Below are 20,577 nucleotides of genomic sequence, written 5' to 3' on the forward strand. Positions count from 1 at the left end.
CCCGGGTGCGTCGTGGTGCTTGGTGCTTGGTGCGTGGTGCTTGGTGCTTGGTGCTTGGTGCGAAAGCGACAGAAGTTGCAGTCATCTGCCGGTCCGGTCCGCCAGTGCGACAGTCTGCCGCCGATGTTCGGCGGCACACTGTCGCTTTCGCGAAAGCGTCACCCTCGCTCGACCACGACAGGTGGGCTCTGGACACGACCACGGCCGGGAGGCGCGTTGCGGGTCGGGCGTGCACCGCGCCTCCCGGCCGGGTTGGTCCCAGAGCATCCCGCGAAGGCGACAGATCTCGTCCCGTCGCACGGTCGGTGCCGCCAGCGCGACAGTGTGCCGCCGATGTTCGGCGGCACACTGTCGCTTTCGCGGAAGCGGCCGGCCGGCCGAGCCGGCCGCGGCTCAGACGGCGCCGGAGGCCTCGAGCTCGGCGCGCAGCTCGGCGTCGGACGGCTCGACGAAGTGCTTGCCGTTCGGCAGCACCACGACGGGGATGTTCTTCCGGCCGCTGATCGCCTCGGCCCGGTCGGCCGCCGACAGGTCCTGCTCGACGTCGACGTACTCGTAGTCGACGCCGAGGGTGTCGAGCAGCGCCTTGGACCGGCGGCAGTCGCGGCACCAGTCCGCACCGAACATCGTCACCTTGTCGAACACTTCGGTCGTGGATGCATCGCTCATGCCCAGAGAGTACGTCGGCGGACCCCCGCGCATTCCCTACGATTGGGGCATGCCGCCAGGACCCGACCCAGAGACGCGATCCTGGGCGTCGGCAGCAGTCCGACGCTTCGCCGCGGTCACGAACCTGCTCGTCGCAGCCCGCCGGTTCCGCATCGTCGGTGGCGACCCCCGCGACGCCGCGGCACTGCACGGCCTGCTCACCGGACTCGGTGCTCGTCCGGCCGCGGAACACGAGCCGATCGACCAGCTCTGGTGCCTCGGTTCCCCCGACGACTCCACCCCCGTCATCGAGCGCGAGGCGGACCGCCCCCGCGGCGCCACGCTCATCGTGATCGACGCCGGCCGGCACCTGCCCGCGGTCGACGAGGACGCCTTCGGCCCCGTCGTCACCGCCCGCCCCGGCGTGCTCGGCGTCCCGATGCTCTCCGACGACGTCTTCCTCGTCTCCACCGGCCGCGACCCCGAGGACGACCCGGCCGCCGACGCCCGCCTGCGCTGGGCGCGACGCTCGATGCCCGTCTCGCGCGCGGTGGCCGCCGAACTCCGCGACGGCGGACTGCTCCGCGGCACCCGCATCGGCGTCGCGATGTTCCTCGAGCCGAAGACGGCGGTGCTGAGCCTGCTCCTCCGCGACGCTGGTGCCGAGGTCGTCGTCTACGCGCACGCCGACGAGACCGACGACGCCGTGGCCGCGTCGCTCCGGGCAGCGGGGCTCACGGTGCACGCGAGCAGCACGGCCTCGCTGCCGGAGCAGAAGGTGCTCGCCCTCGCGATGCTCGACACCCGGCCGCACATCCTGCTCGACGACGGTTCCCACGTCATCCGGCTCGCCCACCAGGAGCGTCCGGACCTGCTGCCGACGATGCTCGGCGCGGCCGAGGAGACCACGAGCGGCCTCCGGCCCCTGCGCGTGATGGCGTCGCGGGGCGAGCTCGGCATCCCGGTGGTCGCCGTCAACGACGCCCGCACGAAGACGTTCTTCGACAACCGGTACGGCACCGGGCAGTCGACGGTGTTCGCCGTGCTCGACCTGGTCGACGGGCTCCCGTCCGGTACGCACCGAGCGATCTCGGGAGGCGCGGCGGTCGTCGCCGGGTTCGGGCACGTCGGCGAGGGGGTCGCGTTGGTGCTCGCCGCCCTCGGTTTCCGGGTCACGGTCGCCGAGACCGACCCGGTGCGCGCCCTGCAGGCGCTGTTCGCCGGCCACGCCGTCGCGCCGCTCGCCGAGGCCGTGCAGGACGCCGACCTCGTGGTGAGCGCCACCGGGGTCGCCGACACCATCGACCTGCGGGTGCTTCGCTCGTGCGCGGACGGGGCCGTCGTCGCCGTCGCGGGTGGGGTCGACCACGAGGTCGCGCTCGACGACGCCCGCGCCGCCGGAGCCGGACTGCGGCCAGTGGGTCCGAAGGCCGAGCGCCTCGTGTTCCCCGACGCCGAGGGCGGACCGATCGTGCTCGACCGCGGCGGCTGCATCAACATCACGGCGGCCGAGGGCAACCCGATCGAGATCATGGACCTGTCCTTCGCCGCGCAGCTCGGGGCCGTCCGCATGCTGCTGGAGCGCGGCGACGAACTGGAGCGAGCCGTCGTGCCCATCGATCCCGCGGTCGACGACGCAACCGCCCGCGCGGCGCTCGCCGCGTTCGGAGCGCGCCCCGTTCCTCCCGTCCGCCATGCCGAACACCCGGCGGACCGCGAGCCGGACGTCCGGACTCGCCGTTTCGGAGACCCCGCATGAGCGAGTCGCGCCCGAGTACCGCGCGCCCGACCGCCGCGCACCCGCGTGCCGACCACTCCGTCGTCGTGCACTCGGCGCGCGTCGTCGTGCCGATGACCGCGCCCCCGATCGCCGACGGCGCCGTCGCCGTGCAGGACGGCCGCATCCTGCACGTCGGCGACCGGTCCTGGGTCGTCGACCAGCTCGCCAGCTCGGGTGCGACGTTCACCGAACGGCAGTGGCGCGGAGCTCTCCTGCCGGGCCTCGTCAACGCGCACTCGCACCTGCAGTACACCGGCATGGCCAGTGTCGGCCGAGGCCAGTACGACGGTTTCGAGGACTGGGCGTCCGCGTTCAACCAGGACTACGCCGAACCGCACGACTGGCGGGCCGAAGCAGCCGCTGGTGCCGCCGCCTCGATCCGCGCGGGCGTGACGAGCATCGCGGACATCGTCACCGACATCGAGGCGTCCACCGCGCTCGAGGATGCCGGGCTCGGCGGCATCGCCTACTGGGAGGTCATGGACTGGGAGAACGACGCCTGGCAGTCGCACGGCCGCGACCAGGTGCTCGACGAACTCGCCCGGATCCCGACCACCCCCGGAGCCGGCCTCTCGCCGCACGCGCCCTACTCGCTCGAGGTCGCGCCCCTCCTCGAACTCCCCGACATCGTCCGGCAGCGGGGGCTCCGGCTGCACCTGCACCTCGGCGAGGCCGCCTTCGAAGGTGAGCGCATCGCCCTCGGACCGGTCCCCGGACTCGACGGCGTCGACGGCGTCGGCCACGGCAACGACTGGCACCTGGCGAACGTGCCCTCGTTCCGGGCGCTCCGGGCACTCGGGTTCGGGGCGAGCGCCACCGCGTTCGTCGACCGGCTCGGGGTGCTCGGCCCGGACTGCCACATCGCGCACGGCGTCTACATGACCGCTGCCGACCGGGCGCTCCTGCGTGCTCGCGGCACCGCAGTCGCACTGTGCCCGCGGTCGAACGCCGTCATCGGACTCGATCCGCCACCGGTCGCCGACTACCTGCGCGAGGGCAGCCCGATCGCCATCGGCACCGACTCGCTGTCGTCGTCACCGTCCCTCGACCTGATGGCCGACGTCACGGCGTTGCACCGGATCGCCCGTGCCCAGGGGTACGGCCACCGCGACCTGCACGAGCGGCTCCTGTCGGCGGCGACCCTCGGTGGTGCGCACGCCATGGGACTCGCCGTCGGCCCGGACCGCATCGGCCACCTCGCCGTGGGCGCCCGCGCCGACCTGGCCGTCTTCGACGTCGACGCCCGGACCGTGCCCGACGCACTCGCCGAGCTCGTCGAGGACGGTGCCGGGCGTGCGTCCGCCACCGTCATCCGCGGGGTCGTCCGCGCCGTCGACGGAACACTGACCGGCGTGCCCACGTCGTCGCCCGACCGCCCCGCTCGCCCTGTCATCCCTGTGGAGGAACCATGACCGAGACCGCACCCCGCCCCGGCATGGCCGCCCGTCGCACCGTCGACGGCGAACTGATCGAGTGGCTCGACGTGCCGAAGCGTGCCATCGCCCTCGGCATGGAACCGCACCCCGAGGGCGGTTGGTACGTCCGCACCTGGACCTCGCCGGCCACGGTGACGACGCCCGCGGGGGACCGCCCCGCCGCGACCCTGATCCACTTCCTGCTGCCCCCGGGCGAGGCCTCGGCCTGGCACCGGGTGACGAGCGACGAGATCTGGATGTGGCACGGTCCGGACACCGTCGAGCTCGAACTCGGCGGCTCCGGTGATGTTCCCGAGCCCGGCGCGCGGATCACCCTCGGGCCCGACGCCGGTCGCGACCGGGTGAACGACGCGCAGGCGTTCGTGCGCGGTGGCGTGTGGCAGCGGACGATCCCGAACGACGGTGAGGTGCTGCTGAGCTGCCTGGTGTCGCCGGGCTTCTCGTTCGAGGACTTCACGATGGCCGACGAGGCCGAGTAGTACCGCGACACCGTTTCGCGTTGGTATCCCACCGCGAAGTACACTTCGACCTGCCCCCACCCCCTCGCACGAAGGCCCGACCGTGACCCGATCCCTCCGCCTCACCCTCGCCGTCGCAACAGCCGCGGTCGCCGCCCTCGCCCTGACGTCGTGCGCCGCCGGCAGCGGCAGCAACGAAGACGGCACCGTCACCGACGGCAAGCTGACGATCGCCACCGGCGAGCCGGCGTACTCGCCGTGGATCGAGGACAACAAGCCGGAGTCCGGCAAGGGCTTCGAGTCCGCCGTGGCCTACGCGGTCGCGAAGGAGATGGGCTACGCCGAGTCCGACGTCGTGTGGAAGCGCAGCACCTTCGACAGCGCGATCGCACCGGGCCCGAAGGACTGGGACCTCAACGTCCAGCAGTTCTCGATCGACGCGAAGCGCAAGAAGGCCGTCGACATGTCGAGCGCGTACTACACGACCACGCAGGCCGTGGTGACGACCAGCACCTCGAAGGCCGTCGACGACACGAGCATCGCCACGCTCAAGAAGGACGCGATCGGCGTCGCCACCGGGTCCACGTCGATCGCCAGCGTGAAGAGCGTGCTGGGGATCACCCCGCAGGTCTTCAACTCGAACGACGACGCCGTGCTCGCGCTGAAGTCGGGCCAGATCGACGCGATCGTCACCGACCTGCCGACGGCGTTCTACATGGCCGCAGCGCAGCTCGACGACGGCACGGTGTCGGCGCAGTTCCCGTCCGACGGCACGGGCGACCAGTTCGGCTTCGTCCTGCCGAAGGGCTCGGAGCTCACGAGCAAGGTGGACAAGGCACTCAAGTCGCTGACGGACGACGGCACGCTCGAGGACCTGCAGACCAAGTGGCTCTCCTCGGAGACCAACACCCCGGTCCTGAAGTGACCGCATGACCGTGCCAGCAGGCGCCGGCACCCCGGTGGCCGCAGCAGCGCCGAGCCAGGTCGAGCTCGAACGTCGGCTCTACCGCCGGCAGCGTGGACGCCGGTCGATCGTGGTGTCGGTGGTGTCGACGCTCGTGGTGATCGCGATCGCCTACTTCGGCGTCGTGAACACTCCCGGCTGGGCAGCGGTCCAGCAGTCGTTCTTCGACCCGCAGACCGCGATCGACACGTTCCCGGACATCCTGCTGGGCCTCTGGCTGAACGTCCGGATCCTGTTCTTCAGCGCCATCGGCGTCGCCGTGTTCGGCACGCTGCTCGCAGTGGTGCGGGGGCTGCGGAACCCGGTCTTCTTCCCGCTGCGGATGCTCGCGACCGGGTACACGGACCTGTTCCGCGGCCTGCCGCTCATCATCGTGCTGTACCTGGTCGGCTACGGGATCCCGGGCCTCGGGGTGTTCCCGCGGTTGCCCGCCGAGGTCTGGGGCACCCTCGCGATCGTCCTGACGTACTCGTCGTACATCGCCGAGGTCCTGCGTGCCGGCATGGAGGCCGTGCACCCCTCGCAACGTCTGGCCGCCCGGTCGCTCGGGCTCTCGCACGCCAAGACCCTGCGGCTCGTGGTGCTGCCGCAGGCGATCCGCAAGGTCACGCCGGCACTGATGAACGACTTCGTCTCGATGCAGAAGGACGTCGGCCTGGTGTCGATCCTCGGCGCCGTCGACGCGGTCCGTTCGGCGCAGATCGCGCAGGCGGAGACCTACAACTTCACGCCGTACTTCGTCGCGGGGCTGCTGTTCGTGGTGATCAGCCTGCCGCTGATCCGCGTCACGGACGCGATCGCGCGCCGCCAGCAGCGGCGCGAGCAGATCGGAGGGACCGTATGAGCGAGGTCGGCCAGGAGGCCCGTGGCGCGTCGGGTGCGGACGCTGCGGTCCTCGAGCTACGCGGGTTGCGCAAGGCCTTCGGCGAGCACGAGGTCCTGCGCGGCATCGACCTGACGCTGCACCGCCACGAGGTCATCTGCGTCATCGGGGCGTCCGGCTCGGGCAAGTCGACCCTGCTCAAGACGGTGAACCTGCTCGAGGGCATCGACGACGGCGAGATCCTGCTGCAGGGGACCGACATCGCCGATCCCCGCATCGCCGTCGACGGCGTCCGGGCGCGGATCGGCGTGGTCTTCCAGCAGTTCAACCTGTTCCCGCACATGCGCGTGCTCGACAACGTGACGCTCGCCTCACGGCAGGTGCACGGCGTCGGCCGGGCCGAGGCCGAGGCGACCGCGCGTCGGCTGCTCGAACGGATCGGGCTCGCGGAGTTCGCCGACGCCTACCCGGACCGGCTCTCGGGCGGGCAGCAGCAGCGCGTCGCGATCGTCCGTGCGATCGCGTCCGACCCCGAGCTCCTGCTGCTCGACGAGGTCACGAGCGCGCTCGACCCCCAGCTCGTCGGTGAGGTGCTCGACCTGGTCACCGAGCTGAAGCGGCAGGGGTCGACGATCCTGATGACCACGCACGAGATGCACTTCGCACGGAACGTGGCCGACCGGATCGTGTTCCTGCACCGTGGCGAGGTCGTCGAGCAGGGCGTCCCCGCCGAGGTCCTCGACGCCCCGCAGCACCCGGCGCTGGTCGAGTTCCTCTCCCGCGTCCACGCCTGACCGTTCCGGCGGAGCCGTGGCAGCCGTGGCAGCCGAGCACCGCGCCCCGCGCCCCGCGCCGGCCATCGCGCCCCGGTGTGCGGGGGCGCAGTGTCCGCAGCGGGGCGCGACGTCGACCGGCCAGCTCCGCGACCCGGGCGCAGCCCGCCCACGCGCCTAGAGCGTCAGCAGCACCTTCCCGACGACCTCGCCGTCGCGGACCTTCCGGTGCGCCTCCTCGACCTCGGCGAGCGGCAGGACGGTGTCGATCACCGGTCGGACGCTGCCGTCGGCGACGAACGGCCAGACGTGCTCACGGACGGCGGCGACGATCGCGGCCTTCTCAGCGAGCGGCCGGGCGCGCAGGGTCGTCCCGCTGATCGACGCCCGCTTCCGCATCAGCGCGCCGAGGTCGAGCTCGGCGGTGCTGCCGCTGCCCGAGGCGATGACGGCGATGTGCCCGTTGGGTGCGAGCGCCTGCAGGTTCCGCGCCAGGTACGACGGTCCGACGACGTCGAGCACCACGTCGACCCCGACGCCGTCCGTGAACGCGAGGACGCGCTCCACGAAGTCCTCGGTGCGGTGGTCGACCACCAGATCGGCACCCAGGTCACGCGACGCCTGGACCTTTCGGTCACCGCCGCTCGTCGCGATCACCGTGGCACCGAGGGCCTTCGCCCACAGGACGGCGTGCGAGCCCATGCCGCCGGTGCCACCGTGCACGAGCAGGGTCTGCCCGGGGCGGAGTCCGGCGAGCATGCCGATGTTCGAGTACACGGTGCAGGCCGCTTCGGGCAGGCCGGCAGCCTCGACCAGGTCGACCGAGTCGGGGACCGGCAGCACCTGCGTCGCGGGAGCGACGACGAGCGAGGCGTAGCCGCCGCCCGACAGCAGGGCGCACACGCGGTCGCCGACGGCCACCGAGGTCATCCCGTCGCCGAGGGCCCGGACGGTGCCGGAGACCTCGAGCCCGAGGACCTCCGAGGCCCCGGGCGGCGGCGGGTAGTTCCCCGCACGCTGCTGCAGGTCGGCGTTGTTCACCCCGGCGGCGGCGACCTCGATGAGCACCTCGCCCGCGGCGGGCACCGGGTCGGGCAGGTCGGTCACGGACATGGTGGTGTCGTCGAACGTGATGGCGCGCATGCCTCGACGGTACGCCGGGCGGCCGGTCATCCTGTGAGTGCCCCATGTACGCTCGATGACGGATCTGCACCTCATCCGGGGGAGTGCGGACCGATCGAGGGGGACTCTCCACCATGCCGAAGAACAAGCTCATCGCGCTCGCCACCGCCGGCCTCGCGCTCACCCTGCTCGCCGGTTGCTCGACCGGGCCGTCGAAGGCCGACCAGTGCACCCAGTTCGAGAAGACGGTCAAGTCCGCCGCCGAGGGCGTGCAGTCCGAAGCCGCGAACCTGCAGTCCGACCCGGACGCCGCCGTCACGAAGCTCAAGGAGCTCGACGAGAAGATCTCCGACGGCGTCGACGACCTGTCCGACGACGCCCTGCAGGACAAGGGCGAGGCCTTCGAGGACGCCTACGGCGACCTCGTCGACCAGATCGAGGACATCGCGAAGGACCCGCAGTCGGCCGACGTCTCGGCGCTCACGAAGTCCAGCACCAAGGTGCAGGACGCCGGCAACGCCTTCCAGAAGGAGTGCAACTCCTGATGCGCCGCACCCTCGCCTCGGTGACCACGGCGCTCGTCGCCGTGGCGATGCTGGCGGGCTGCTCCGGCGGCTCGTCCAGCGACGGCGGCTCGTCCAGCGACGGCGGCTCGTCCGACGGCGGCGCCTCGACGGAGACGTCCAAGACGTCTGCCCCGTCGAGGACGTCGACCGCCGCCGCGCAGACGAAGACCGAGGCGTGTGCCCTGGTCGAGAACGAGCTCAAGTCGTTCATCGCCGAGCAGACGTCGTCCTCAGCACCGGCGGACCCCGCAGCACGGGCGAAGCTCGTCGGCGAGTTCACCGACCGTCTCGACGCGGCACTGCCGAAGGTCACCAACGACGACGTCCACGACGCCTTCGAGGACTTCACCGAGGACGCGAAGGAGTACGCCTCGGCGCTCACCTCCAGCGGCTCGAGCGACTCCGCCGAGGCGAAGGGCGCCCAGACCGACGTGCAGTCCTCGCTGAACGAGGTCTCGGCGGTCTGCCCGAGCAACTAGCCGGACACCAGGTCCCGACACCACGACGCCCCGCAGCTCCGACCGGAACTGCGGGGCGTCGTCGTGGGACTGCTCAGACGGCCGCCGGCTGCGACGCGTCCAGGCGGGCGACGTCCTCCGGCCGCAGCTTCACGGTCGGTGCGGTGAGCGAGTTGAGGATCGACTGCGGCCGCGAGGCCCCGGGGATCGGGACGACCACGTCGCTCTTCTGCAGCTCCCACGCGAGCGCGATGACCTGCGGGGTCACGCCACGGTCGCGTGCGATGTACGCGAAGTCCTCGTAGGCGGTGCCGAGGTCGGCGGCGTTCGCGATGCCACCGAGCGGGCTCCACGGCAGGAACGCGATCCCGAGCTCGTCGCAGAGCTGGAGTTCCGGCTCGCTCGACCGGAACTTCGGCGAGAACTGGTTCTGCACCGAGGCGAGTCGTCCGTCGAGGACCTCGTTCGCCGTCCGGATCTGGTCGGGGTCCGCGTTCGAGATGCCGGCCATCCGGATGACGCCCTCGTCGAGCAGCTCGCCGAGCGCGCCGACCGACTCGGCGTACGGGACGGCGGGGTCCGGACGGTGGAACTGGTACAGGCCGATCGCCTCGACGCCGAGGCGCTTCGCCGATGCCTTCGCCGCCTGCTTCAGGTACTCGGGGTGGCCGTTCTGCGCCCAGGCGCCGGCCTCCGGTCGCAGGTGTCCGCCCTTCGTGGCGATGAGGATCGACTCGGTGTCGCCGTGGAACTCGCGGACCGCCCGGGCGATGAGCTCCTCGTTGTGCCCCACCTCGTCGTGGGCGGCCAGGTGGTACGCATCCGCGGTGTCGATGAGCGTGACACCGTTCTCGAGCGCGGCGTGGATGGTCGCGATGGACTGTCGTTCGTCGGGTCGGCCCTCGATCGACATGGGCATCCCGCCCAGACCGATGGCGCTGACCGACACGTCTCCGATGACTCGTTGCTTCATGGCCCCAGCATGCGCCGGGGGTGCGCGGTCGCGCACAGGGTGCGTCGCGCAGTGGTGGTGACCGCCCGCCGACCGGGAGGCCCGTGGCGGCTCCGCTCCGCGCCTCCCGTCCGCCGTCCGGCCCCGTCCACCGCGCCCGCTCCGTTCAGCGGCGCGCCCAGCTGGGCGCGTGCTCCGGCAGCGGCCCGAACGCGATGCCCCGGGCGTAGAGGCCCCGCGACGGCGGCACGTACCGGGCGAGCAGCACGGGCAGCAGCGGTGGCCCGTCCTGCAGCCGTCCGGCGAAGGCCCGCTCGAACACGACGCGGTGCAGCACAGCCTGCGCCGACTGGACGACCACTGCGGGCGGCCTCCGACGACGCTGCACCGCGGCCAGCGCACCGTCCAGCCCCGCACCACCGAGCCCCTGCCGCAACGACGGAACCAGGATCGCGGCCGTCGCCACGGCGTCCTGCACCGCCAGGTTGATCCCCACCCCACCCGCGGGCGACATCGCGTGGGCCGCGTCGCCGATGCACAGCAGCCCCGGCCGCCACCACCGCCGCAACCGGTCCATCCGGACGTCGAGCACGTGCACGTCGTCCATCGACCCGATCGTGTCGACCCGGTCGGCGAAGTCCGGACGGAGCCGGGTCACCCGCTCCCGGAAGGCAACGACGCCCTCGGCCCGCAGCGCGGCGTCCGAGCCCTTCGGGGCGAAGTACGCGACCTGGTGGTAGTCGGGCCGCGGGAAGCTCAGCAGCACGTCCTTCCCCGAGAACGCGGGGGTCAGGGCGCTCGCCGCGTCGCCCGACCGCCGGGGGAGCCGGAACCACCAGGTGTCGAACGGCACCGGGAACGCCCGCGGCACGAGCCCCGCTGCCCGGCGCAGGACCGAGTTCCGTCCGTCGCACGCGATCACGACGTCGGCGCGGAGCTCCTCGGGTTCGCCACTGCCGTCGCGCGTGCGGAGGTGGACCCCGGTGACGGTGCCGTTCTCCTCGATGAGCCCGGTCGCCGCGCGGCCCATCGCGATGTCGAACGACGGTTCCTGCCGGGCAGCGGTCACGAGCAGGTCGAGCAGATCCCACTGCGGCACCATCGCCACGTGGTCGTACGGGGGATCGAGCCGTGAGAAGTCGCCGAGCAGCAGTCGTGACCCGTCGGGCATCGGCAGGGAGAAGTCGTCGAGCCGTGACTGCGGCAGGGCCCGGAAGCGCTCGCCGAGGCCGAGCTCGTCGAGCAGCCGGATCGTCGAGGCGTGCACGGTGTCGCCGCGGAAGTCCCGGTTGAAGTCGTCGTGCTGCTCGACGACGCGCACGGCGATGCCGGCCCGGGCGAGCAGCAGCCCGAGGACGACCCCGGCGGGGCCACCACCGACCACCGCGACCGTCGTCCGCGACACCGTCACCATGCCGTGGACGCTACGCCGTGTCGGACGGGAGGCCCGTGGCCGTGTCCGCCACGAGCCTCCCGTCCGTCGCCGCGTCGCCTCTGCCCACGCGACGCGGTGCGACATCGTTGACGTCGTACGACGTCGACGATGTCGCCGCTGCGCGCGCGCAAGTGGCGGCGGTCGCAACGAACGACGAACTCGTTGTCGTACGACGTCGATGGTGTCGTTCGGAGTCGGTCCGGCGAGGCGCGGGTGCGCGACGGGGCTAGGCGCTCGCGGACACCGAGGACGACGCGGTCTCGTCGTCGGCGGCGTTCGCGAAGACGACCCCGCCCCACGTGATGACGGCGATCGCGAGCACGAAGCCGACCGCGGCGATCCACCACGACGACTTCCGACGGATCCACGCGCCGATCGCCAGCACGATCGTGGCGACGCCGATCACGAACGCGCCGCCGACGGCGATGGCCGTGCCGCCGATGTACCCGCCGGGCGAGCACCCGGCCGAGGCATCGCAGGTCGCGGTCGCCGAGATGACCGCGATGATGCCGACGACGGCGGTGACGATCGTCATCACGGCACCGAAGGCCAGCAGCAGCACGGTGGAGATCCGGTCGGCGAGCTTCGCCGGCGGGAACAACGTGGTGCCGCTGCGCTCCCAGGCCGCGCGCTGCGGGTCCTGGGGGCCGGGCGAGGACTGCGGCGGACCGCCGGGGACGTTGGACCAGGTCATGGGAGCAGTCCTACCGCGCTTCGACGCCGAACGCCTGTGCGAGCCGCTGGATCTTCTGCGCCCGACCCAGGCGGGGCAGGTCGGAACCGTCGCGGATGACCTTGCCGCGGGCCTCGAAGTCGTCGAGGAAGTCCTGCGCCCAGGCGACGTCGGTCGGGGTGGGGGAGATGACCTCGTTGATGACGGGCAGCTGCTCGGTGTCCAGGCAGAGCTTGCCGGTCAGGCCGAGCGACACCGCGACCTGGGACTGCTCGCGCAGGATCGGGTGCGACGACCCCACCGTCGGGCCGTCGATCGGGCCGGGCAGGTCGCCGACGCGCGAGGCGACGACGAGCTTCGACCGCGGGTACGCCATCGCCAGGGTGTCGGCGCTCGTGCCGGTGTCGCGGCGGTAGTCGCCGGAGCCGAACGCCAGCCGGAACGCGCCCTGGGCCCGCGCGATCGAGACGGACTCCTCGATGCCGAGCGCCGACTCGACCAGCGCGATCACCGGGGTCTGGCCGCCGAGCCGGTGCCACGTGTCGGTGACCTGGGCCGGGGACTCGGTCTTCGCGAGCATCACGCCCTGCAGCCCGGGCAGGCCGCGGAGCTCCTCGACGTCGTCGGCCCAGAAGTCGGTCGTGACGTCGTTGATCCGGACCCAGGCCTCGCCGCCTCCGGCCAGCCACGCGGCGACGCCCTGCCGTGCCGAGGGCTTGGCGGCGGGGTCGACGGCGTCCTCGATGTCCAGGATGATCTGGTCGGCGCGGGACCGCTGGGACTTCTCGAACCGGTCGGTCGCGGTGCCGGAGACGAGCAGCCACGAGCGGGAGATCTCGGCGGGGACCGATCGACGCCGGTTCGGCGTGGGGGCGGACGGGGTGGTGCGGTCGTCGATGGCCATGCCCCGTTGGTACCACATCGGGCGGCTCGGGCGCGGACCGGAGTGCTTCACCGTGCACCGGAAACCCCGAAACCTCGGTTCATTGCCAGAGAGGGCGCTCGTTCCCGCCTACAGTGTCGGATGTGTGGCGAGCGGACAGGGTGACCGACGGTGAGGACGACGTGAACGACGACGTCCGCGTCGAGGGTGCCCACGAGCGCCCGGATGACGAGCGAGACGACCGCGGCCAGCGCGACCACCGCGACGAGCGAGACGACCGAGACGAGCAGCAGGACGTGGACGAGGACCGGACCGACGACGAACCGGACCGCACGCTCCGCCCGGAACTGCAGCTGACCAGCCCGCAGGCGATCAGCCTCGGCGATCCCCGGCTGCAGGCGGGCAACGCGGCCGAACCGACGTGGGACGGCTGGCGCGGCCAGCTCACCGGCGTCGGCGGCACGAGCCCGCTCACCCACTTCAGCGACCACCCCCGCGCGCGCATCGAACTGTCGACGACGCACCCGGGCGGCCTCGCGCAGTTCATCACCGGCAAGACCACCCTGCTGTCCAGCCTGATCCGCGACGAGGTGGCGCTCCGTGCCGCTCGTGTCGCCGCCGGCCAGGTCGAGGCGAAGGGCACCGAGCTCGCCACCGTGCGCGGGATCGACGCCGTGAAGCTCGGGATCGGCATGGCCGACTGGAAGCACGGCGACGAGCAGTTCCGCGGCCCGGTGCTCCTGCGCCCGCTGGCGATCCGCCGCCACGGCCGTGACTTCGAGGTCCGGCTCCTCGGCGAACCGGTGCTCAACCCGGGTCTCGCCGATGCCCTGCACGAGCAGTTCGGCGTCATCCTCGACGCGCAGTCCTTCGTGGCGCTCGCGCAGCAGGACGGCTCGTTCACCCCGAACCCCGTCATCGACCGCCTGCGTGGCCTGACCGCGCACATCCCCGGCTTCTCCGTGCACGCCCGGCTCGTGGTCTCCACGTTCGCCGAGGTCGCGACCGGCCTGGTCGAGGACACCGGCGACCTGTCCCACCCCGTGCTCGACGCCCTGGCCGGCAACCCGAGCGCCAAGTGGCAGGTCGAGCAGTCGTACCACCCGGTCGAGCAGACCCCGTCGGACGAGCGCAGCCCGGAGACCGACACCCTGCTGCTCGACGCAGACGACGAGCAGGAGAACGTGATCGCGCAGATCGCGGCCGGCAACTCCATCGTCGTCAAGACCCTGCCCGGAACCGGCGGCACCCAGACGATCGTGAACGCCCTGGGCGGCCTGGTCGCCGCGAACAAGCGCGTCCTCGTGGTGAGCCCGCGCCGTGCGACCCTGCGGGGCATCGCCGCGCGCTTCGGCGAGGTCCAGCTGCCCGGCGTCGCGGTCACGCCCTCGACGCTGCGCCGCGACGTCGTCCGTGCCATCGCCCGGAACGAGAAGGCGGCCCGTCCGAACCTGCGCGAGGTCGACGACGCCCTCGTCCGGCTCCGCAAGGTCCTGAAGGACTACCGCGGTTCGCTCACCCGAAAGGACGCCGACTTCGGCGTCTCGGTGCTCGACTGCCTGGTCGAGCTCTCGCGGCTGTCGCTCCTGCCGGTCCCGCCGTCGACGACCGCGCGGCTGTCGAAGCGGTCCGTGGCGTCCATGGTCGAGGGGCGCTCGCGCGTCGCCGAGACGATGGTCAGCGCGGCCAACCTCGGTGAGTTCCGCTACGGCCCCGACGACTCGCCCTGGTACGGCGCGAAGTTCTCCACCAGCGACGGCGCCCAGCGCGCCCACCGCATCGCGAAGGACCTCGACTCCGACGGGCTGCCGACGCTGCTCCGCCGCGCGCACGACCTCGTGAGCTCGACGCACATGCGCCAGTTCACGACGATCAACGAGCTCGGCATCTACCTGCGCCTGCTCACCGAGATCCGTGACACCCTCGACCGCTTCCTGCCGGTGGTCTTCGACCGCTCGGTGTCGGAGCTCGTCGCCGCCACCGCCCCACGTGGCGAGGGCGCTCCGATGTCGTCGACGAACCGCCGTCGCCTGAAGAAGCTCGCTCGTGAGTACGTCCGCCCCGGCGTGCACGTCTCCGACCTGCACGAGGCCCTGACCCGGGTGCAGCAGCAGCGCGTGCTGTGGCAGCGCTACGTCGCGGCCGGCGTGAACCCCGAGGTGCCCACGGGGATCGCGGACGTGCAGGTGCTGTTCTCGAACGTCGCCGAGGACCTCGCGCGGCTCGACGAGCCGCTCGGCCGGACCGAGCGCGACCGTCAGCTCGCGAACACCCCGGTCGACCAGCTCGTCCCCACCATCGCCGAGCTCGCGGCCGAGTCCGACGTCCTGCACAACCTGCAGGAGCGCACCGAGCTCATGCAGACCCTGCGCGACCTGCAGCTCGAGCCGCTCATCACCGACCTGGCGAACCGCCACGTGCCGGACCTGCAGGTACCGGCCGAGCTCGAGCTCGCCTGGTGGCAGTCCGCCCTCGAGACGATGCTCGAGTCCGACCGGGCGCTGCTCGGCGCGAACACCGACATGCTCGACCGGGTCGAGGCCGACTTCCGCCTCGTTGACGACGCCCACGCGGCCGGGGTCTCCCAGGGCCTGGCGTGGCAGCTCGCCGAGAACTGGAAGGTCGGACTGGTCGACTGGCCGGAAGAGGCCACGGCGCTGAAGACCCAGCTGCGCGAGGGTGCGATCACCTCGCGCCTGCTGCAGGACTCCGCACCCCACCTGTCCCGGTCGATAGCGCCCGTGTGGCTCGCGAGCCCGTACGAGGTGTCGCAGATCGCCGACACGATGCCGTTCGACACCGTGATCCTGGTCGACGCCGGCGCCGTGACCATCGCCGAGACCGTCGGAGCCGTCCGTCGTGCCCGCCAGACCGTCGTCTTCGGTGACCCCGTCACGCAGACGCCGTCGCCGTTCCGCATCGCGGTCGACCCCGAGCACCGTGCGCTGCAGGTCGACGAGGGCACGCTCGACGCCTTCCACGCCGACTCCGCCCTGGCGAAGCTCTCCACGCTGCTGCCGACCCTGTCGCTCTCGCGGTCGTACCGCGCCGGCGGCGAGGACCTGGCCGAGCTCGTGAACCGTCGCTTCTACGGCGGCAAGATCGAGTCGCTGCCGTGGGCCGGCTCGTTCCTCGGGCACGGCTCGATCGCGCTCGACTACGTCAGCGACGGCAAGGCCGTGCCGGACCCCGAGTCCGGCGCCGTCGAGAGCGTCGACGCCGAGGTGGACCGCGTGGTGCGCCTCGTCATCGACCACGCCCGCACCCGCCCGTCCGAGTCGCTCATGGTCATCACCGCCTCGGCGAAGCACGCCGTGCGCGTCGAGCAGGCCGTGCTGACCGCGGCGCAGGGCCACAAGGACCTGACCGAGTTCGTCATCGGCGACCGCGCCGAGCCGTTCATCGTGGCGACGCTCGAGCAGTCGGTGGCGCAGAGCCGCGACCGCGTCGTGTTCTCCATCGGCTACGGCCGCACCCCGCACGGTCGTGTCCTGCGCGACTTCGGTCCGCTCGGCAAGCCCGGCGGCGAGCGGCTGCTGGCGGTCGCGATGACCCGTGCACGCCGCTCGATGGTGATCGTGACGTGCTTCCAGCCGTCCGACATCGAGGCCGAGCGCATGGGCCACGGCACCGTCGCCCTCGCCGAGATCCTCGCCGAGGTGCGTGCGCGCACCACCGCCGAGTACGTGCCGGACGACTCCGACCCGCTGCTCGTCGACCTGGCCCGCCGACTCGAGATGCGCGGCATCCCGGTCGCGCTCGGACATCGCGGCAAGCTCGGCCTGGTGGCCGCGCACGGCGGGGTCTGCGTCACGATCGAGACCGACGCGTCGCTGGTCAAGGGGTCGCTGCGCGAGTCGCTCCGCCTCCGCCCCGAGGTCCTGCGCCGACTCGGATGGCACTACGTCCGCGTGCACGCGTTCCAGCTGTTCTCCGACCCGGACCGCGTCGCGAACACCGTCGCAGCCGTGCTCGGTGTCGACCGTGGCGCCACGCAGGAGATCTCGATCCCCCCGATCCCCGCACGCCGATGACGGACCGGCCGAGCCGGCGGGCCTCCCGGCCCGCCGGTCCGGTGACGCCGGAGACGGACCAGCTGGTAGGCACGTGGACGCGAGCCGACGACGCTTCGTCAGCCGCGCCTCCCGTCCGGTCAGCGTCTCCGGAACGCGACACGGACGACCTGTCGGGAGGCCCGGTGCGGCGCCGCAGACGCGTCACCACCCAGCCGGTGCCGGGTTCGGACCCCACCCCCGCGCCGGAGCCGGCGCGGCACGGAACCGGCGAGAACGATGTCCGTCTCCGGGCGGACGTCCCGCCCCACTGGTAACAGGTAGCCTGGCCTGCGATGACTGACACCGTGCGGGAGCGCCCCGACTGGCAGACCTGGCCGAACCTGATCTCGCTGTTCCGGCTGCTGCTGATCCCGGTCTTCGTGTGGCTCGTCGTCGCCGGACACCCGGGCTGGGCGTTGGTCGCACTCGTCGTCATCGGCGTGAGCGACTGGGCGGACGGCTTCATCGCACGCAAGTTCGACCAGGGCTCGAAGCTCGGCAAGGCGATCGACCCCGTCGCCGACCGACTCGCCATCATCGCGATCGTGCTGTCGCTCGTGCTGACCGGCCTGCTGCCGTGGTGGGTCGTCGCCGTCGTCGTGCTCGTCGACCTGGTGCTCGTGGTGCTCTCCAGCGTGCTGTTCCACGGCAACCCGGACCTCGACGTCACGTGGACCGGCAAGATCCGCTCCGCGCTGCTCTTCGTGGGCCTGCCGGTGCTGCTGTTCTCGGCCGTGCACGCCGTCGACGAGAACGCGCCGTGGGTGCGGGTCGTCGCGCTGGTCTTCGTCTACCTCGGCACCGTGGGCCACGTCCTCGCCGGCATCCAGTACGCCGTCGCGATGTTCGCCAAGCGGCGAGCGGTCACGGCCGCCTGACGCGCCCCCTGCCGCAGCGTGACGCCGGCTGCGGCCGGTAGCGCGCGATCGCACCCGGTAGCGCACGATCGCGCCCGCGAACGGGCATCGCGCCCCGAAGAGTCGGGGCGCGATGACCGTGGAGGGGCGCGATCGCGGCGCCGTCGGCGGGGACGACCCTGCTAGAGCTTCGTCGAGCCGCCGATGCCGGGTCCCTCGGGAGCGGTGCTCGGGGCGATGTGTGCGCCGGTCCCCGTGCTCGTCGGGACACCGTTCTGGGATCGGAGCAGGTCGCGGATCTCGAGCAGCACCTCGACGTCCGTCGGGGGCACGTCCTGCGGGGTCTGCTCCTCGTCGTTCTTGACGCGCTCGAACGCCACCTTCTTCAGGTGGTTGACCGGCACGACGAGCGCGAAGTACACGACCGCGGCGACGATGACGAAGTTCAGGACGGCGCCGATGATCGCGCCGAACTTCAGTTCTGCGTCACCGCCGGAGAACGTGGGGATCGCCACGACCAGCGCCTTGTCGAGGCTCGAGGCGTTGAACACCGCGCCGATGAGCGGGTTGATCAGGGCGCTGACGATCGTGCTGACGATCGCGGTGAACGCCGCACCGATGACGACTGCGACGGCCAGGTCGATGACGTTGCCGCGGAGCAGGAACTCCTTGAAGCCCTTCACGGGACTCCTTCCGGTCGAGGACAGTCGCCGGACGGCGACCCCATCAACCTATCGGCGAGGAGTTCTCTCGGTCAGGAGGCGCTGGGCTTCGGCGTGCTCGGCTTCGACTCGGTCTTGGCGGGGGTGGACTTCGTCTCCGACTTGGCCGGCGTGCTCGACGAGCCCTCGGACTTCGGGGCCGGACGCGAGTCTGTGCGGTAGAAACCGCCACCGTTGAAGGTCACGCCGACGGGCGAGAACACCTTGCGCAGGACACCGCCGCACACCGGGCACTCGGTCAGGGTGGCGTCGGAGAACGACTGCTTGATGTCGAACGCGTTGTCGCACTCGGTGCAACGGTACGAGTAGGTGGGCACGTCAGCTCCGGAACGTGATGATGCGCGACGGCGTGATGATGCCGTCGACGGGTTCGTCGTGGGGTTCGCGCGGGACCTCGTCGAGGTACTCCGCATCGAAGATCACAGCATAGACGGGCGGGCGCTTCGCCATGGACCCGAGGGTCTTGTCGTAGTAGCCGCGACCCCAACCCATCCGGACGCCGTCGTGCCCGACCGCAGCAGCAGGGGCGAGGATCGCGTCGACGTCGTTGATGGCGATCGGTGACAGGACCTCGCCGACGACCTCCGGCATGCCGAAGATGCCCTCGGTCTCGCTCTCACCGTCGCCGACGGCCCAGTCGAGCAAGCCGTCCTCGCGCGTGACCGGCAGGAGCACCCGGATGTCGTGCGCGAACGCCCAGTTCAGGAACGGCCGGACGTTCGGCTCGTCCGACGCCGACAGGTAGAGCGCCAGAGAGGTGACCTGGCGCTCCTCGGCGAAGCGCTGCAGGGTCGCGGTGAGCGCCGCACTGTCCGCGTCGCGTTCCGTCGTGGTCCGGGTGCGCCGCCGCTGCCGGAGTTCGGCTCGCAGGGCGCGCTTCTCGTTCCCGAGATCAGCGATCATGCGCAGGAGTCTACCGAGCGCATCCGTTGCGGCTTCCCGCCGGGAAACGCGCTGATGCCGTGTCCCCAGTAGCGATGACATGCCCCGGAAACCCGGATCGGATACGGTCTGGGCATGGGCTTCCAGATTTCCAAGGCGGTGATCCCAGCGGCAGGGCTGGGCACTCGCTTCCTCCCCGCGACCAAGGCGATGCCGAAGGAGATGCTCCCCGTCGTCGACAAGCCAGCGATCCAGTACGTGGTGGAAGAGGCTGTCGGCGCAGGACTCACCGACGTCCTGATGATCACGGGCCGCAACAAGAACGCACTCGAGAACCACTTCGACCACGTGTCGGAGCTCGAGGAGACCCTCAAGAAGAAGGGTGACCACGAGAAGCTGCAGAAGGTCAACCAGTCGACGGACCTCGCCGACATGCACTACGTGCGCCAGGGTGACCCGCTCGGCCTCGGCCACGCGGTGCTCCGCGCGAAGATGCACGTCGGCCGCGAGCCGTTCGCCGTGCTCCTCGGTGACGACATCATCGACGCCCGCGACCCGCTGCTCAAGCGCATGATCGAGGTCCAGGGCGAGAAGAACGCCACGATCGTGGCGCTGCTCGAGGTCCCCGAGTCGCAGACCCACCTGTACGGCATCGCCACGGTCGAGCCGACCGACACCGACGACGTCGTGAAGATCACCGGGCTCGTCGAGAAGCCCCCGCAGGGCGAGGCGCCCTCGAACCTGGCCATCATCGGCCGCTACGTCATCCGCCCCGAGGTCTTCGACGTCCTCGAGAAGCAGGAGCCCGGCAAGGGCGGCGAGATCCAGCTCACCGACGCGCTCATGAAGATGGCGAGCGCCGAGGAGTGGACCGGCGGCGTGTACGGCGTCGTGTTCCGTGGACGCCGGTACGACACCGGTGACAAACTCGACTACATCAAGGCGATCGTGCAGCTCGCCTCGGACCGCGAAGACCTCGGCCCCGACCTCAAGTCGTGGCTGAAGGAGTTCAACGCGGGCGAATGAGTCGGCCATCCCGCCCGGGACCGTGCACACGGACCCGGGCGGGACACCCCGTCCCGCACAGCGG

General features: G+C 71.5%; 20 protein-coding genes. 11 read left to right on the plus strand and 9 right to left on the minus strand.

Translation table 11 applies throughout. The annotated features are described in order from the left end of the window. Positions 1-393: 393 nt before the first annotated feature. The gene (locus tag EDF42_RS04210) at positions 394-669 is read right to left on the minus strand and encodes a glutaredoxin domain-containing protein (protein WP_123340820.1); all 276 of its coding nucleotides are present in this window, start codon (positions 667-669) and stop codon (positions 394-396) included. A 49-nt stretch (positions 670-718) separates the two neighbouring features. Here EDF42_RS04210 and EDF42_RS04215 point away from each other — a divergent pair, with 49 nt between their 5' ends. From EDF42_RS04215 to EDF42_RS04240, 6 genes are all read left to right on the plus strand, one after another. Then, on the plus strand, positions 719-2,407 hold the full coding sequence (locus tag EDF42_RS04215) for an adenosylhomocysteinase (protein ID WP_185040753.1): 1,689 nt from the start codon (positions 719-721) through the stop codon (positions 2,405-2,407). Next, positions 2,404-3,840: an amidohydrolase family protein gene (locus EDF42_RS04220; protein WP_395865080.1), complete on the plus strand. Its 1,437-nt coding sequence runs from the start codon at positions 2,404-2,406 to the stop codon at positions 3,838-3,840. The genes EDF42_RS04215 and EDF42_RS04220 overlap by 4 nt, the downstream gene beginning before the upstream one ends. After that, positions 3,837-4,343, plus strand: coding sequence for a cupin domain-containing protein (locus EDF42_RS04225; RefSeq protein ID WP_260213516.1), 507 nt, complete (start codon positions 3,837-3,839; stop codon positions 4,341-4,343). The genes EDF42_RS04220 and EDF42_RS04225 overlap by 4 nt, the downstream gene beginning before the upstream one ends. An 82-nt stretch (positions 4,344-4,425) precedes the next feature. After that, positions 4,426-5,247, plus strand: coding sequence for an ABC transporter substrate-binding protein (locus tag EDF42_RS04230; RefSeq protein WP_123340818.1), 822 nt, complete (start codon positions 4,426-4,428; stop codon positions 5,245-5,247). Between the two features lie 4 nt (positions 5,248-5,251). Next, positions 5,252-6,130 carry an amino acid ABC transporter permease gene (locus tag EDF42_RS04235; RefSeq protein WP_123340817.1) on the plus strand — a complete coding sequence of 293 codons (879 nt, stop codon included), beginning with the start codon at positions 5,252-5,254 and terminating at the stop codon, positions 6,128-6,130. Beyond that, positions 6,127-6,903 carry an amino acid ABC transporter ATP-binding protein gene (locus EDF42_RS04240; protein WP_123340816.1) on the plus strand — a complete coding sequence of 259 codons (777 nt, stop codon included), beginning with the start codon at positions 6,127-6,129 and terminating at the stop codon, positions 6,901-6,903. The genes EDF42_RS04235 and EDF42_RS04240 overlap by 4 nt, the downstream gene beginning before the upstream one ends. 156 nt (positions 6,904-7,059) lie before the next feature. On the opposite strand, the gene EDF42_RS04245 is transcribed toward EDF42_RS04240, so the two are convergent. Then, the gene (locus EDF42_RS04245; RefSeq protein WP_123671533.1) at positions 7,060-8,025 is read right to left on the minus strand and encodes an NAD(P)H-quinone oxidoreductase; all 966 of its coding nucleotides are present in this window, start codon (positions 8,023-8,025) and stop codon (positions 7,060-7,062) included. 113 nt (positions 8,026-8,138) lie between these two features. Here EDF42_RS04245 and EDF42_RS04250 point away from each other — a divergent pair, with 113 nt between their 5' ends. Beyond that, entirely contained in the window at positions 8,139-8,549 is a 411-nt protein-coding gene (locus EDF42_RS04250) for a hypothetical protein (RefSeq protein ID WP_123293354.1), read from the plus strand. Next, positions 8,549-9,049 carry a hypothetical protein gene (locus tag EDF42_RS04255; protein WP_123671534.1) on the plus strand — a complete coding sequence of 167 codons (501 nt, stop codon included), beginning with the start codon at positions 8,549-8,551 and terminating at the stop codon, positions 9,047-9,049. The genes EDF42_RS04250 and EDF42_RS04255 overlap by 1 nt, the downstream gene beginning before the upstream one ends. A 73-nt stretch (positions 9,050-9,122) precedes the next feature. Here EDF42_RS04255 and EDF42_RS04260 read toward each other — a convergent pair whose 3' ends face one another. The 4 genes from EDF42_RS04260 to EDF42_RS04275 form a co-directional block, all read right to left on the minus strand. Beyond that, entirely contained in the window at positions 9,123-10,001 is an 879-nt protein-coding gene (locus EDF42_RS04260; protein ID WP_123340813.1) for an aldo/keto reductase, read from the minus strand. 145 nt (positions 10,002-10,146) lie between these two features. After that, positions 10,147-11,394, minus strand: coding sequence for an FAD-dependent oxidoreductase (locus tag EDF42_RS04265; RefSeq protein WP_123671535.1), 1,248 nt, complete (start codon positions 11,392-11,394; stop codon positions 10,147-10,149). Between the two features lie 247 nt (positions 11,395-11,641). Continuing rightward, positions 11,642-12,109 carry a DUF6264 family protein gene (locus EDF42_RS04270; protein WP_111086304.1) on the minus strand — a complete coding sequence of 156 codons (468 nt, stop codon included), beginning with the start codon at positions 12,107-12,109 and terminating at the stop codon, positions 11,642-11,644. Positions 12,110-12,119: 10 nt separating this feature from the next. Beyond that, on the minus strand, positions 12,120-12,992 hold the full coding sequence (locus tag EDF42_RS04275; protein WP_111086303.1) for a CoA ester lyase: 873 nt from the start codon (positions 12,990-12,992) through the stop codon (positions 12,120-12,122). A 161-nt stretch (positions 12,993-13,153) separates the two neighbouring features. Between EDF42_RS04275 and EDF42_RS04280 the strand changes: the two genes are divergently transcribed. Together EDF42_RS04280 and EDF42_RS04285 are read left to right on the plus strand one after the other, a co-directional pair. Then, positions 13,154-17,005, plus strand: coding sequence for an AAA family ATPase (locus tag EDF42_RS04280; protein ID WP_395865085.1), 3,852 nt, complete (start codon positions 13,154-13,156; stop codon positions 17,003-17,005). Positions 17,006-17,319: 314 nt separating this feature from the next. Next, positions 17,320-17,904, plus strand: a complete 585-nt coding sequence (locus EDF42_RS04285) for a CDP-alcohol phosphatidyltransferase family protein (RefSeq protein ID WP_123671537.1) — start codon at positions 17,320-17,322, stop codon at positions 17,902-17,904. 161 nt (positions 17,905-18,065) lie between these two features. Here EDF42_RS04285 and mscL read toward each other — a convergent pair whose 3' ends face one another. The 3 genes from mscL to EDF42_RS04300 form a co-directional block, all read right to left on the minus strand. Next, a complete protein-coding gene (gene mscL / locus EDF42_RS04290; RefSeq protein WP_123671538.1) occupies positions 18,066-18,566 on the minus strand; it encodes a large conductance mechanosensitive channel protein MscL in 501 nt (166 codons plus the stop codon). Positions 18,567-18,637: 71 nt separating this feature from the next. Then, positions 18,638-18,922, minus strand: a complete 285-nt coding sequence (locus tag EDF42_RS04295) for an FmdB family zinc ribbon protein (RefSeq protein WP_123293362.1) — start codon at positions 18,920-18,922, stop codon at positions 18,638-18,640. Between the two features lies 1 nt (position 18,923). Continuing rightward, positions 18,924-19,508 carry a 5-formyltetrahydrofolate cyclo-ligase gene (locus EDF42_RS04300; RefSeq protein WP_123293363.1) on the minus strand — a complete coding sequence of 195 codons (585 nt, stop codon included), beginning with the start codon at positions 19,506-19,508 and terminating at the stop codon, positions 18,924-18,926. 114 nt (positions 19,509-19,622) lie between these two features. Between EDF42_RS04300 and galU the strand changes: the two genes are divergently transcribed. Further along, positions 19,623-20,513: a UTP--glucose-1-phosphate uridylyltransferase GalU gene (gene galU, locus EDF42_RS04305; protein ID WP_123340808.1), complete on the plus strand. Its 891-nt coding sequence runs from the start codon at positions 19,623-19,625 to the stop codon at positions 20,511-20,513. Positions 20,514-20,577 lie beyond the last annotated feature (64 nt).

Source organism: Curtobacterium sp. PhB172 (assembly GCF_003752545.1).
In the GTDB taxonomy this organism is placed as follows: domain Bacteria; phylum Actinomycetota; class Actinomycetes; order Actinomycetales; family Microbacteriaceae; genus Curtobacterium.

What these genes read in the sequence shown, in the direction of transcription:
- EDF42_RS04210 (WP_123340820.1), bottom strand. Translation starts at nt 669, where the DNA reads ATGAGCGATGCATCCACGACCGAAGTGTTCGACAAGGTGACGATGTTC.
- EDF42_RS04215 (WP_185040753.1), top strand. Translation starts at nt 719, where the DNA reads ATGCCGCCAGGACCCGACCCAGAGACGCGATCCTGGGCGTCGGCAGCA.
- EDF42_RS04220 (WP_395865080.1), top strand. Translation starts at nt 2,404, where the DNA reads ATGAGCGAGTCGCGCCCGAGTACCGCGCGCCCGACCGCCGCGCACCCG.
- EDF42_RS04225 (WP_260213516.1), top strand. Translation starts at nt 3,837, where the DNA reads ATGACCGAGACCGCACCCCGCCCCGGCATGGCCGCCCGTCGCACCGTC.
- EDF42_RS04235 (WP_123340817.1), top strand. Translation starts at nt 5,252, where the DNA reads ATGACCGTGCCAGCAGGCGCCGGCACCCCGGTGGCCGCAGCAGCGCCG.
- EDF42_RS04240 (WP_123340816.1), top strand. Translation starts at nt 6,127, where the DNA reads ATGAGCGAGGTCGGCCAGGAGGCCCGTGGCGCGTCGGGTGCGGACGCT.
- EDF42_RS04245 (WP_123671533.1), bottom strand. Translation starts at nt 8,025, where the DNA reads ATGCGCGCCATCACGTTCGACGACACCACCATGTCCGTGACCGACCTG.
- EDF42_RS04250 (WP_123293354.1), top strand. Translation starts at nt 8,139, where the DNA reads ATGCCGAAGAACAAGCTCATCGCGCTCGCCACCGCCGGCCTCGCGCTC.
- EDF42_RS04255 (WP_123671534.1), top strand. Translation starts at nt 8,549, where the DNA reads ATGCGCCGCACCCTCGCCTCGGTGACCACGGCGCTCGTCGCCGTGGCG.
- EDF42_RS04260 (WP_123340813.1), bottom strand. Translation starts at nt 10,001, where the DNA reads ATGAAGCAACGAGTCATCGGAGACGTGTCGGTCAGCGCCATCGGTCTG.
- EDF42_RS04265 (WP_123671535.1), bottom strand. Translation starts at nt 11,394, where the DNA reads ATGGTGACGGTGTCGCGGACGACGGTCGCGGTGGTCGGTGGTGGCCCC.
- EDF42_RS04270 (WP_111086304.1), bottom strand. Translation starts at nt 12,109, where the DNA reads ATGACCTGGTCCAACGTCCCCGGCGGTCCGCCGCAGTCCTCGCCCGGC.
- EDF42_RS04275 (WP_111086303.1), bottom strand. Translation starts at nt 12,992, where the DNA reads ATGGCCATCGACGACCGCACCACCCCGTCCGCCCCCACGCCGAACCGG.
- EDF42_RS04285 (WP_123671537.1), top strand. Translation starts at nt 17,320, where the DNA reads ATGACTGACACCGTGCGGGAGCGCCCCGACTGGCAGACCTGGCCGAAC.
- EDF42_RS04300 (WP_123293363.1), bottom strand. Translation starts at nt 19,508, where the DNA reads ATGATCGCTGATCTCGGGAACGAGAAGCGCGCCCTGCGAGCCGAACTC.
- galU (WP_123340808.1), top strand. Translation starts at nt 19,623, where the DNA reads ATGGGCTTCCAGATTTCCAAGGCGGTGATCCCAGCGGCAGGGCTGGGC.